The organism is uncultured Campylobacter sp., from assembly GCF_938030785.1.
Taxonomy (GTDB): domain Bacteria; phylum Campylobacterota; class Campylobacteria; order Campylobacterales; family Campylobacteraceae; genus Campylobacter_B.
This window is the reverse complement of sequence record NZ_CALHIK010000059.1, coordinates 1-13,603: the sequence shown is the minus strand read 5'-3', so window position 1 is coordinate 13,603 and position 13,603 is coordinate 1. Positions and strand designations below refer to the sequence as shown.

Annotated in this window: 9 protein-coding genes; 8 read left to right on the top strand and 1 reads right to left on the bottom strand. The window is 47.6% G+C overall.

Translation table 11 applies throughout. The features are described from left to right. The 7 genes from Q0438_RS03105 to Q0438_RS03075 all read left to right on the top strand — a co-directional run. A partial coding sequence (locus tag Q0438_RS03105) for a CDC27 family protein (protein ID WP_299187268.1) occupies positions 1-377 on the top strand: 377 nt, incomplete at its 5' end. Next, entirely contained in the window at positions 374-913 is a 540-nt protein-coding gene (locus Q0438_RS03100) for a hypothetical protein (protein WP_299187266.1), read from the top strand. The genes Q0438_RS03105 and Q0438_RS03100, both read left to right, overlap by 4 nt. Before the next feature lie 5 nt (positions 914-918). Then, positions 919-2,667: a GspE/PulE family protein gene (locus Q0438_RS03095; RefSeq protein WP_299187264.1), complete on the top strand. Its 1,749-nt coding sequence runs from the start codon at positions 919-921 to the stop codon at positions 2,665-2,667. Next, a complete protein-coding gene (locus Q0438_RS03090; protein WP_299187262.1) occupies positions 2,664-3,908 on the top strand; it encodes a type II secretion system F family protein in 1,245 nt (414 codons plus the stop codon). Before Q0438_RS03095 ends, Q0438_RS03090 begins: the two co-directional genes overlap by 4 nt. A 159-nt stretch (positions 3,909-4,067) precedes the next feature. After that, positions 4,068-6,275 carry a DNA translocase FtsK gene (locus Q0438_RS03085; RefSeq protein ID WP_299187270.1) on the top strand — a complete coding sequence of 736 codons (2,208 nt, stop codon included), beginning with the start codon at positions 4,068-4,070 and terminating at the stop codon, positions 6,273-6,275. Positions 6,276-7,357: 1,082 nt separating this feature from the next. Further along, positions 7,358-8,518, top strand: coding sequence for an FtsW/RodA/SpoVE family cell cycle protein (locus tag Q0438_RS03080; protein WP_299187260.1), 1,161 nt, complete (start codon positions 7,358-7,360; stop codon positions 8,516-8,518). Positions 8,519-8,656: 138 nt separating this feature from the next. After that, the gene (locus Q0438_RS03075) at positions 8,657-9,670 is read left to right on the top strand and encodes a UDP-N-acetylglucosamine--N-acetylmuramyl-(pentapeptide) pyrophosphoryl-undecaprenol N-acetylglucosamine transferase (protein WP_299187257.1); all 1,014 of its coding nucleotides are present in this window, start codon (positions 8,657-8,659) and stop codon (positions 9,668-9,670) included. A 229-nt stretch (positions 9,671-9,899) separates the two neighbouring features. Here Q0438_RS03075 and Q0438_RS03070 read toward each other — a convergent pair whose 3' ends face one another. Beyond that, the gene (locus Q0438_RS03070) at positions 9,900-10,811 is read right to left on the bottom strand and encodes a hypothetical protein (protein ID WP_299187255.1); all 912 of its coding nucleotides are present in this window, start codon (positions 10,809-10,811) and stop codon (positions 9,900-9,902) included. 348 nt (positions 10,812-11,159) lie between these two features. Here Q0438_RS03070 and htpG point away from each other — a divergent pair, with 348 nt between their 5' ends. Next, a complete protein-coding gene (gene htpG, locus Q0438_RS03065) occupies positions 11,160-13,001 on the top strand; it encodes a molecular chaperone HtpG (protein WP_299187252.1) in 1,842 nt (613 codons plus the stop codon). Positions 13,002-13,603 lie beyond the last annotated feature (602 nt).

Here is a 13,603-nt window from a genome sequence, read left to right as displayed (position 1 = left end):
CAAATTTTTCAAGCACTTCTGCAAATACTGCAAGTAGTGCTCCGCTAAGCTCAAGAATCGAGATTAAAACTTCAAATTTAAGTAGCGATAAACAGACTTTGGAGAGTAAATTTTACGCTACGAATAAGATCGAGTATTCCCTTTCATTGGCGGAAGAGGCGTATAATAAGAAAGACTACGATAACGCGATAAAATGGGCTCTTACTTCAAATGAGCTAGATAAAGACAATGTCGCCAGCTGGATAATTTTTGCTAAAGCCAATTACAAAAAAGGCCGCAAAGAGGACGCGCTTTACGCTCTTGAAACCTTCAACGCAAAAGCGAAAAATAGCGAAATTTCAAGCCTTATCTCAAAAATTAGAAGCGGGCAGCTATGAAAATTTTATATATTTTAGCTTTTACGGTCGTTTCGATGTTTGCAGTTAGCGCCGATGATGTGCGCAACTGGGATCAGATCGGTCAATACAACCGCATCTGCCAAGAAAGCGTGAGAAATTTATTTATCGAGGAGCAGAGCGAAGCGCTTGCGAATATGTATGCCAAAGCGTGCCTAAAGATGGACAAAGTAAATGAGCTTGTAGTGCCTACGGTGATGCTTTATAAAACTAAAGAGGCGCGCGAGAACGCATCGCTTTATTCTACGATAATTTTTCAAAAAAAGATGCTTTATTTAGCGCTTTGCGACGGCGTGGACATAAGCTATATCAGAACGCCAAAGATTAATTATATTCTGTCTGAAATTTTTGATAAATTTACGGAGAAAGCATACGTAAAAAAGAGTGATACGTATGTTTTTACCCTAGAGAGCGGCGAGCGCGCCGAGCTTTTTATCAAGGAAGAGGAATCGGTAAAAAAGATGGTAGTTGCACTTTACACGGGCGATAAAATTAGCTCGATTAAAATTTATTGGTGATCGCGATGACAAAGATTGAAGAGCAGATCGTTGCGATTTTAATAAGAAACAATATCCTCACAAGCTCCATCGTTCCGGAGATTAAGGATAAGATGGATATCGGTCTAACGCTGGGCGAAGTTTTGGTCGGAGATAACTACCTCAGCCAGGATGATTTTTGTTCGATCTTGGTTGAGTTATACAAGCGCCGCCAGATAGCATTTGATGATATAAGCGAGAAATTTTCAGTTGATCCTAAGGAATTTTTGCAAATTCTAGCCAAGAAGATGAACCTATCGTATATGAATTTAGACGATATCGATATAGATTTCAGACTGGCCGATCGCACCCCTACCGCTCAGCTTAAAAGATATGGCGTGATCCCTATTAAAGCGGACGATTTGAATATATATGTCGCCTTTTCCGATCCGTTTAATCTCGAGTCGCAGGATAAAGCGCAAGCTATGTTTAATAAGCAGCTGCTAAAAATCGTAGTAGCCGATCCGAATCAGGTAAATAAATACCTATCCAAGCTTGAGCTTTCGGAGAGCATTAAGGGGATAGTGGCGGAGATCCGCAAAGAGCTTGCTAATACCGGCGGTAGCGGAAGCAGTGACGATACCTCTGCGATTTTAAAGCTTATCGAGATGATAGTTAGTCAGTCTATTAAGATGCGCGGTAGCGATATTCACATCGAGCCGACCGAGAATAACTGCGTCGTGCGCACCAGAATCGACGGAATGCTCGCCGAAATTTTTATCTTTGATAAGGATATCTATCCGCCGCTAGTAAGCCGATTGAAGCTACTTTCAAATATGGACATTGCCGAGCGCCGTAAGCCGCAGGATGGTAGGTTTAGTATGAAAATTTCGGGCCGCGAATACGACTTTCGTATCTCGACGCTGCCTATCATCAACGGCGAATCTACCGTTATGCGTATCCTCGATAAATCCAAGGTTATCATAAGCCTGGAAAAACTCGGCATGCATCCGGATAGCTTTAAGAAATTTAATAACGCTATGAGTGCTCCATACGGCATTATCTTGGTTACCGGACCTACGGGAAGCGGTAAATCTACGACCCTATATGCGGCGCTAAACGATATCAAAAGCGTCGATACAAAGGTCATTACCGTAGAGGATCCGGTCGAGTATCAAGTAAATTTAATTCAGCAAGTCCACGTTAATGAAAAAGCAGGTCTTACCTTTGCTTCGGCGCTGCGCTCGATCTTGAGGCAGGATCCGGATATCATAATGATCGGTGAGATCCGCGATCAAGAGACGCTTAGGATCGCGATCCAAGCCGCGCTTACGGGACACTTGGTTTTCTCGACACTGCACACCAACGACGCTATTAGCGCGATTCCGCGAATAGTCGATATGGGTATCGAGGCTTATCTAATAAGCGGCTCGCTCATTGCCGTCGAGGCGCAGCGACTCGTGCGAAAGCTCTGCCCGCACTGCAAGCAGCCTACCAATTTGCCAAAATCGATGTTGGATCAGCTAAAGGAATTTTTGCCTGAGAAATACACGTTTTTCAAGGCCGTGGGTTGTGATCAATGCAGCCAGACAGGCTATATGGGGCGAGAGATGATTAGTGAAATTTTGCCTATTACCGATAGAATGCAGAGTTTGATCGCTAACGGTGGCTCAAAAGACGATATGCGCACCTTGGCGAAGGAGGAGGGTTTTATAGATATGTTTGAAGACGGTGTTATACGTGCTGCGCGCGGAGTAACTAGTATAGAAGAAATTTATAGGGTGGCCAAACAATGAAAAAGCAATTAGAAGTCGAATATCATGCCAAGGGCACAAGAAAAAAGATGTTCTTGCAAGCTAGCGACAAGGTGCAAGCAAGTAATTTAATGAGGCAACGCGTAGGCGGAACTATCATCAAAAGAGGCGAAACCCAAGTCCTAGCGAATACAAGCGGCGATATTAGGTCGCAAGTCGTTCGTCTACTAGGCGGTAGTGGTAAAGTTAGAACTATGCCGCTAGTCGCGTCGATCCGCCAGCTTTCGGTTATGACGAATGCGGGAATTTCGATCCACGACTCGATCAAGGAGGTCGCAAGAGCGGCAGAGGATAAGACGCTAAAAGAGATTTTTAGCGCTATGAACGACGATCTTAACGCGGGCCTTAGCTTGACCGAATCTACGGAGAAATTTAGAGGTCAGCTCGGCGACGTCGTCGTTGCGATGGTAAGTCTGGGCGAAGCTACCGGTAATATGGCAGAATCGCTGGCCAAGCTTGCAGCTATGCTTCAAGAGCTTTGGGAAAACCAGCGTAAATTTAAAAAGGCGATGCGATATCCGATGATCCTTATGATCGTTATGGCGATCGCGTTTTCTATTTTGATGATGTACGTCGTGCCGAAATTCCGCGAAATTTTCGAAGAGCTCGGTGCGGATCTGCCGCTGCCTACTAGAATTTTGCTCGGCATAGAAAGCACGCTTAATAATTATGGAATTTTCGTTTTAGCTGGTATCATACTTACTATTGTGGGGCTTAGATGGGCGTATCGGAACAACCCCGAGTTTAAGAAGGGTTGGGATAAGTGGATTTTAAAGGTCTATCTATTCGGCAAGATCATATTTTTCTCGACTATGTCGCGATTTATGCTGATTTTTACAGAGCTCGTGCGAGCGGGAATTCCTATCGCAGATGCTTTGGATACAGCCGTTTTAATGGTAGATAACCACACCTTAAAAGAGAAACTCGCTACCGTAAAGATCGCCGTGCAGCAAGGCGTGAGCCTAACTGAGGCGTTTAATAACACCGGGCTTTACGAGAGTATGCTTATTCAGATGATCAGTGCGGGCGAGCAGGCCGGTAACCTCGATAAGATGCTCGGCAACGTCACGGATTATTATAAAGAGAAATTCGACGACATCATCGATAATATCTCAAGCTACGTCGAGCCGATCATGCTATTTTTTATGGCGGGCATGGTTCTTCTTTTGGCTCTGGGTATCTTTATGCCTATGTGGGATCTGGGCAAAGCCGTCAAAAACTAACCCCTTTAATTCCGCGTCCGCAAGGGCGCGGAATTTTATCAAAGCATTAAAATTTCATCCTTCAAATAAAATTTTAACCTTCATTTGGCTAAAATACCGCTTTAAATTTAAGGATCTATCATAATCAAAGAAGTATATTTTATTGTCGTATCGGCCGTTATAATATTTTTTGGACTTGCCACCATTGCGCCCGATTCTGCGCTCGTAGGCAGCGCGGGTAACGCCATTCGCTCATTTAATATCGGGCTGTTCGGCTACTTCGCTTATATCTATCCGCTCTATTTATTGGCGCTTGCATTCGTGGCGTATCGCTATTTTAGCGGCTTTAATTTTAGATTTTTAGAGTTTAGCATCGGCGCGATTTTACTGTTTTTTACCATTTTAATGATTCAGTCCAGCCTCTTCGGCGCCAGCGGTGGAGCTATCGGCAGCTTCGTCATAGATGAGCTTAGGCGCATGATCGGAAGCGTAGGCGTATGGATCTTTAATCTTACTCTTTTCGTACTCGCGCTAGTGCTGATATTTGAAGACCGCTTTACCGACATCGTCAAAAACTGCTTCGTGGGCTCAAGAGACGAAGGCGCGCAGGATGATGAAATTCGGGGTGATCTCGTAAACGATATAGATCTTGCATCCAAGCGACAAGAGGGCGATCTTGAAATTTCCGCAAGAAGGGGCGAGGCCGCGAAATATCCGCCCGAACAGGGTTTTTATAATACAAAAAATTCCGGCGCGTCATACGGGGCCGCAGACGAGCTTGCATTGTCCAAGCAGGGCGGCTTTGCGGGGCAGGGTGCATCCGACGATCAGGGCTTTGGCGGCGAGGATATGAAAGCCGCAGAGCTTAAAATACCGCAAAAGGGAAAGCCGAGCAGGCTAAAAAGGGTCGAGCGCCTAAGCGAGGTCGCCGAAAATAAAAGGCTTTTGGATCAGCTCGATAAGGGCAGGGTGGCTAAGCCCAAGGATTTTAAGCTGCCGCCGCTTGATTTTTTAAACCCGCCGCCGAAAAAGAAAAGTAACATCGACGAGAGCGAGATCGATCGTAAAATTTACGACCTGCTCGATAAGCTGCGTAAATTTAAGATCGACGGCGACGTGGTGCGGACTTACTCGGGTCCTGTCGTTACGACCTTTGAGTTTCGCCCCGCCGCGCACATCAAAGTAAGTAAAATTCTAACGCTGCAAGATGATCTCGCGATGGCTCTTCGGGCGCAGACCATCCGCATCCAAGCGCCGGTTCCGGGCAAAGACGTCGTGGGTATCGAGATTCCGAATCAAAATATCGATACGATCTATCTGCGCGAAATTTTAGAAAGCGACGTGTTCAAAAACGCCTCCAGTCCGCTTACCATCGTGCTTGGCAAGGACATCGTGGGCCAGCCTTTCGTCACCGATCTTAAGAAGCTACCGCACCTTCTCATCGCAGGCACCACCGGAAGCGGCAAGAGCGTGGGCATCAACGCCATGCTGCTTAGTCTTTTGTATCGCAACTCGCCCAAGAGCCTGCGCCTTATAATGATCGATCCGAAGATGCTTGAGTTCAGTATCTACAACGACATCCCGCACCTGCTAACGCCCGTCATCACGCAGCCTAAGCAGGCGATCATCGCGCTAAGTAATCTCGTTGCGGAGATGGAGCAGCGCTACTCGCTTATGGCGCAAAACAGGACGAAAAATATCGACAACTACAACGAAAAGATGCTGCGCGAGGGGGGCGAAATTTTGCCTTACATCGTCGTTATCATCGATGAGCTCGCGGATCTGATGATGACGAGCGGCAAAGACGTAGAGCACTATATCGCGCGTCTGGCGCAGATGGCGCGTGCCAGCGGTATCCATCTCATCGTAGCGACGCAGCGCCCTAGCGTGGACGTCGTCACGGGGCTGATAAAGGCGAATTTGCCTAGTCGCATCAGCTTCCGAGTGGGCTCGAAGGTCGATAGTAAGGTGATCTTGGATCAGATGGGCGCGGACAGCCTGCTCGGGCGAGGCGATATGCTCTTTACGCCGCCTACCGCGCCGGGGCTCATCCGCCTGCACGCGCCGTTTACGACCGAGAATGAGATCAACAAAATCGCGGAATTTTTAAAAGCGCAAGAAAGCGTCGTTTATGACGAGCGATTTTTGATCGAAAACGAGGGCGCCAAGCAAGAAGGCGGTATAATCAATCCGCAAAATATCGTGCTTGACGAGCTTTACGACGAGGCAAAAACGATAGTTTTGGAGGAGGAGAAGACCTCGATCAGCTACCTGCAGCGCCGCTTGCGTATCGGGTATAACCGCGCCGCGACGATCATCGAGCAGCTCGAGCAGATGGGCGTTTTAAGCGAGATCAACGCCAAAGGTCAGCGCGACATAATCAAGTAAATTTTAAAATTTCGATAAAATTTAAGCGGCGAAATTTTGAAATTTATTGGATTTGCGGCGTTGAAATTTTTAAAATTTGATCGGTCTGCGTCGGTGGAATTTTAAATTTTATAAATTTTAAAATTTATCGGATTTGCCGCGGCGGAATTTTAAAATTTTCGGCCCCTGCGGCGGATTTAAATTTTAAAATTTGCGCGCTCTGCGGCTCGCTGTATTCTGTGACTGTGGTAAAGTGTGGCAGCTTGCGCGGATGTGATCGAGGCTTTTTGCGGTATGGAGGGGCGCTTTAAAGGTAGTGCTCGGCAGGTACAAACAGCGCGTTTTTCAGCTTGTGTTTGCGACACATAGTTTTTTAAAACGCATTGAAATTGAAGGCGCAGTTCAATTGCACGCTGTGTTCTTGGCGCTAAATTTAAACCGCGGCGCGAAATTTTAAAGTGCAAGCGGAACGAAAATAGAGCGAGCTTTAAAAATTTAAAAATTGAGCGCTAAAATTTTGCGATTTCAAATTTTATAAATTTACAAAGGCCGGCAGAATTTAAAATTTTAAAATTTCGCTTCTTTTTGGGCTTTGGAATTTTGAAATTTAAAAATTTGCCGCAGCGGATCAAAATTTTGAATCGCGCCTTGCCGGTATGAAACGTCTTGCTACTGCGCAAGCGGGAGAAACTGCCGGAGTATTGGCTTGCCGTGCGTGGCGGCTGATTTGCAACACGAACGCCCATGTGCAATTTTGCATAGTCGCGGTTTGCTACCATGCTATAAGCGTGCCGAAAGTCGTCTTGTGTAAGAAGAATGTGTACTTACAAGGCGGCGCGGGATGTTTTTTTCGGCGTGCTATATCGTAGCGTACGCCGCAAAGCCGCCTTATGTGCGAGAATAAAATTCGCGCCACGCGTCAAAGACGCATGATCGCATTACGTGCCAAAAGACAATACGTGGTCGTGCCGTACGCTTTTTAAAAGGCGGTGCCGCGATCCGGACCGTGCGGCAGGGGCGCGATGCGAGGTTTGAGCCTCGCGCGGCAGACGAAGCGTGCACGGCGCGCGTAAATGCGAATAAAATTTAAAACGGAGAGACGATTGAGAACCGATAAATGGCTTTATTACTTCACCTGCGCGCTCATTACGATCGGCATGATATTTTCGCTGTCGCTGAGCTCATATACGGTGCTTCTGCTGGGCACTACGCCGTTACATTTTTTTTATCGCCAGTGCGCGGTGGGCATCGCCTGCATCGCGGTGATGTGGATCGTCTCGCGCGCCAATCCTGATAAATGCCTAACACCGGTGTGCATGTCGCTTTTTGCGATAATGGGGATTTTGATGCTCGCGATGGGCTTTTTACCCAAATCCTTGGTCGCCGACGTAAACGGTGCGGCGCGCTGGATCAGGCTACCGTTTTTTAACCTCGCGCCGGTGGAATTTTTCAAGGTGGGCTTCATCTACTTTTTGGCGTGGAGCTTCTCGCGCAAGCTCGATCACTCCAAAAAAAGCATCGGGCGGGAGATTGCGACGCTGCTTCCTTACGTAGCGCTTTTCGGCTTTGTGGTGATCCTAGTCGCCATCGTGCAAAACGATCTGGGACAGGTCGCGGTGCTGGGGCTTACGATGATTTTTATGTCGCTTTTTGCGGGCACGAGCTTTAAGCTCATTGGTGCTAGTTTTTTAGGTATCGCAGGGCTTGCTTACGTTTTTATCGTCACGAGCGCGCACAGAGTCGATCGCGTGCGCTCGTGGTGGGGCGGCGTGCAGGATTTCGTGCTGTCGTTTATGTCGCCGGAGACTGCCGCGGGGCTACGTATAGAGGATGCTAGCGCGCCGTATCAGGTCGGACACTCGCTAAATGCGATAAACAACGGCGAGTTTTTCGGGCAGGGACTTGGGCTTGGAAGCTTTAAGCTCGGCTATCTGAGCGAGGTACATACCGACTTCGTGCTTGCAGGTATCGCCGAGGAGTGGGGATTTATCGGGATTTTGCTTATAGTGGCGCTATTTTATGCGATGCTCTTTCGCATCTTTCAGACCGCGAGCAAGTCGCCAAATAACGTAAATTTCCTCTTCTGCCTAGGTATCGGCTTTATGTTTTTCTTTTCGTTCATTATCAACTCCTACGGCATCACGTCGATCTCGCCGGTTAAAGGTATCGCCGTACCGTTTCTGAGCTACGGCGGGAGCCACCTGCTCGCGGCGTCGTTTGCGGTGGGGCTCGTTTTGATGGCATCGAAAAGGGCGAAATTTTAAAGCTTTTGCGGGTTTTGGAGCGAGTGCGGTTTAAATTTAGGCGTAAATTTAGAGCCGAATTTTGCGTTTGAAATTCTACGCCGAAGCGCGCCGAGGCTTAAATTTAAGCGCGAAATTTTATAAATTTAAAGGAAAAGTATGGTCATAGCAATCAGCGGCGGCGGCACCGGCGGGCATCTGATAATCGCTAAAAATTTAGCCGCCCACCTTGCGAAGCAGGGCATCAGGGCGATCTTCATCGGCTCAAATCGCGGGCAGGATCGCGCGTGGTTTGAGGATAGCGAGCTTTTTGCGCGTACCTATTTTCTGCAAAGCTCGGGCGTCGTCGATAAAAAGGGCTTTGCCAAGCTAGCCTCGCTGCTAAATATCCTGCGCCTCTCGCTTGCGGCGCGTAAAATTTTAAAGCAAAACGGCGTTCGCGCGCTCATCAGCGTGGGCGGATACAGCTCGGCGCCCGCATCCATCGCGGCGATCCTTTCTCGCGTGCCGTTTTTTATCCACGAGCAAAACGCCGTTTGCGGGCGGCTCAACCGCCTGCTGAGGCCCTTTGCACGCGCGTTTTACAGCTCCTATGAAAAACCTGCGTTCGCTTATCCGATCGCGGATATTTTTTTCGAGACGGCGTGGCCGCGCACGGCGCTTAAGAGGGTCATCTTTTTGGGCGGCTCGCAGGGGGCGAGCTTTATCAACTCGCTTGCCATGGAGCTTGCGCCCAAGCTCTTGGGTCTTGGCTACGGCGTGATCCATCAGTGCGGCGAGCGCGAGTTTGAGCGCATCTCGCAGATCTACGCGCGGCAGGGCCTTGACGTGCAGCTCGTGGGCTTTTGCAAAAACATGCACGAGCTCATCGCAAGCGCCGATCTTTGCGTCGGACGCAGCGGCGCCAGCACGCTGTGGGAGCTCTGCTCAAACGGCCTGCCCGCGATATTTGTGCCGTTTCCGTTTGCGGCGGCGGATCATCAGTTTTATAACGCGAAATTTCTTAAAGAGCGCGGGCTTTGCGAAATTTTACGCCAGGAGGATGCGAGCGGCGAGCGGATTTTGGGCTTGATTGAGAGCTTCGACGTGGCGCGAGCGAGCAAAGGGCTGCTTGAGCTCGCGGATCGAAACGGCGCGCAAGCGATAATCGACGACGTGATGAGTAAAATTTAAAAGCGCGCCGGACAGTATGAGCTTGCGTAAATTTAAGGCGATCTCTGCGAGAGGTTTTAAATTTATAAACCGATTAAATTTTACTTTTTATGTTTGTCTAAATTTGGCGCGGCGCTTGGGTTGAGCAAAAATTTAAAATTTGTATGATTGTCAGGCGAAGGATGCTTTTTAATTCACGCAAATTTAAACTCGCAAACGAAGCCGCGCAAAAGTGCATTAAGCCGTAAAATTATCTGCGTCTAAAGCTGATTATCGCATCATCGTTTTCTTGTTGATATTTTTCAAATAGAGCCTGATATCTTTGCGATTTCGCCGGATCATTGGAATAAATTCCCACTAGAAAATAGCATGCCTCCGCAAATCGCAACTCGCACGATCGCTCAAAGCATTGCGTACCCGCTTCTTTGTCATCGTCGTCAAAATACGCGACGTAACCGAACATAAAGCAGCCTTCGCCGTTACCGAGCTTGCATGCTTTTTTATACAGTTTTCTGCCCTCTTGTGAATCTCTATCCTCGTAGCCTGCGAGTCTCGTGCAGCTTTCGCCGCCGTTAAGCTCGTAGCAGCCTTTTTTAAGCAGATCTTTGGCGCCCTCTTGCGAAATTTCGCCATTTAGTAGCAGCAGGCTCGAAAGTACGGCGCAGGCATCGCCGTCTCCGCCGTCGCAATCTTCGCGAAATCTTACAGGATTTTTCATTTTTAAAGTGCCGTCTTTGGTGCGAATAGAAATTTCTTTAGGATTTTTATTCGCGTCTTCGTTTGCTTGATTGATCGGAATTTGGGTTTCATTCAAAGCCTCCGTGCGAAAAGGTGCCTTTATCGCTATAAAAACCGCGACTATACATACGATGATGAGAGGAAGTATTTTTGGCATGGAGCGATTTTTGTGCGGAGTGCGGAGATCTACGTCTTTGATCGATTGCCTACCCATTAAAGTAGCGACGGAAGGCTTGGGGCTCGGTTTTTGGCTTAAATTTGCGGCCGAACCTGCGCCTGATTTTTCGGTCAAATTTATGGTAGCGTCAGTATCCAGATCTGCATTGGCATCCGTCTCGCAGACATTTTCACTTGAGCTTTTTAAATTTTTGCTCCGCTTTTCTCTCAGCTCGTTTATGCGTTGTATGATTTCTTCGTTATTCAAATGAAATCCTTTTTGCTAGATAAATTTTGCTAGTCGGTTAAACGCCAGGTTTTATCATCAAAATCGCATCGGCATTAAGGGGAATTATATCATCTTATTTTGAATTTTTCAAAAAACGACGACTAAAAAGAATTTGTAAATTTAGCGCAGATGCGCCGTCAAATTCGGACCGGTTCTCGCTGTATAATCCGCAGTCGGGTTTAAATTTTGCATACTTTGGGTGCGCACGTATAATGCGCGTAAATTTACAAAACTTGATATAGTTCATATCAAGTTTATTTATTCTACTCTTGACAAGATTAGCACTCCATGATATAATCTGCCAAAATTTTCAAAAAGGACCGCATAATGGCAAAGAAAAAATTTAAGACCGAAGTGAATGATCTGCTAAATTTGATGATCCATTCGCTTTATTCAAACAAGGAGATTTTCCTGCGCGAGCTGATCTCAAACGCAAGCGACGCGCTGGATAAATTAAACTACTTAAGCCTTACGAACGACGATTATAAGGCGCTTTCGTATGTGCCGCGCATCGATATAAAGATCGACAAAGAGGCCAAAACGCTAAGCATCGGCGACAACGGCATCGGTATGGACGAGGCTGAGCTCGAGAGCAATCTAGGCACTATCGCGCGCAGCGGCACGAAAGGCTTTATGGCAAGCCTTAGCGGGGATGCGGCGAAGGACAGCAACCTCATCGGGCAGTTCGGCGTCGGGTTTTATTCGGCGTTTATGGTAGCGGATCGTATCGATGTTATCAGCCGCAAGCCACTCTCGCAGGACGCCTTTAAATGGAGCAGCGATGCCAGCAACTACATGGTCGAAAAGGCGGAGAAAGAGGACTTCGGCACGACGATAATCCTGCATATGAAAGATGAGGAGTTTTTAGACGAATATAGGCTGGAAGGCATCATCAAAAAATACTCCAACCACATCCCCTATCCGATCTTTATGGATAAAGAAGAATACGTGCCTGCGCAAAAAGAGGGCGAGCAGGAACATAGCGAAATTAAAAACGTCCAGATCAACCGCGCGAGCGCGCTTTGGCAGCTGCCAAAAAGCAGCCTAAAGCCGAGCGATTACAATGAATTTTACAAGCAGATCAGCCACGATAGCGGCGATCCGCTGTTTTATATCCACACCAAGGCCGAGGGCACGCACGAATACACGACGCTTTTTTACGTGCCGAGCAGCGAGCCCTTCGATCTATACCGTGTCGATTATCAAAGCGGCGTGAAGCTCTACGTCAAGCGCGTTTTCATCACCGACGACGCCAAAGAGCTGCTGCCTAGCTACCTGCGCTTCGTGCGCGGCATAATGGACGTCGAGGATCTGCCGCTAAACGTAAGTCGCGAAATTTTACAAGAAAATCGAATTTTAGCCTACGTCCGCGAGCAGAGCGTCAAAAAAATTCTATCCGAGCTGCAGAAGCTTTTGCAGAACGATCGCGAAAAATACATAAAATTTTACGAATTATTCGGCAAGGTTTTGAAAGAGGGGCTTTACGGCTTTGGCGCAAACAAAGAGGAAATTTTAAAGCTCTGTCTTTTTAAATCAAACCTGCGGGAGGGGCTCATCACTCTTGGTGAATATAAGGAAAAAATGGGCGCGGAGCAAAAAGAGATCTATTATATCGCGGGAAACAGCGCCGCGATGCTTAAAAGCTCGCCTCTGATCGAGAAATTTAACGCCGAGGGTACGGAGGTGCTGCTCTGCGACGATGAGATCGATACGATCGTGATGCCAGGCATTTTTGAGTTTGATAAGACGCCGGTTAAAAACGCGACTTCGATCAAGCAGGAAGCTGCGAGCGATGATACCGCGACGCCGCAAGCCAAAGAGATCGCCGCGAAGATCAAAGAAATTCTAGGCGAACGCGTCAAGGACGTTAAAATTTCATCGCGTCTAAGCGGCTCGCTTTCCTGCCTTGTTTTTGACGAGAATGATCCCGATTTTGCGACGCAGCAGCTGCTTAAGCAGATGGGAAACCGCAATCTGCCGCCAATAAAGCCGATTTTGGAGATCAATGCCGATCACGAGATCATCAAAAAGCTGCAGGCCGATAAGCTGATGCTGCCGCAAGTTTCTGAGATAATCTACGATCTGGCGCGTCTTAGCGAGGGGCAGGAGCTTGAAAATCCGAGCGAGTTTATTAAAAACGTAAACGAGCTGATCGCAAAGGCTCTATAGATTATCTAAATTTAGAGCTCCGATCTGCTAGCAAAATTCCGCGCGGCTGCATATATCTATGTAGCCGCGTTTTAAATTTAAAGATAAATTTTAGCTGGCAAACTTCACGAGCTTTTTAAATTTTAAAATTTAAAAGCGGCGAAATTTCATCCTTTGATTTCGGTAAAATTCTATCCGGCGGCTCGGTTTGGCGTTTTTGAAATTTTTAGGTTTTGATCGCTTTTATCTTCGAGCCGAGGTTGGAGCGAGAGCCGAAGATATTCATAAAGACGGGCGAGCCGTTCTTTGACATCATGCCCTCGAAAAATTCCTTCGGCACCGCCCGTGTGTCATAAGTGCGCTCTAAAATTTTAAGTGCCTCGGCATCCGCTGCGACCTCTTGCGAGCGCGAGAACTTACTACTTGCCGCAGCCGAGGCGTATGATGAAATTTTATCGTCGGAATATCAGCGAGACCACGAGCGCGCTGCCTATGCTTTTAGCGTAGTCGCGGTGCTAAAGTGCGATAGCTCGTGCGACGCGGTATGTATGAGGTCGGCAACAACCCCGACGGAGGCACCGCCTACAAGCTCATCCATACCGCAGTAGTGCCTCTAGCGGTCA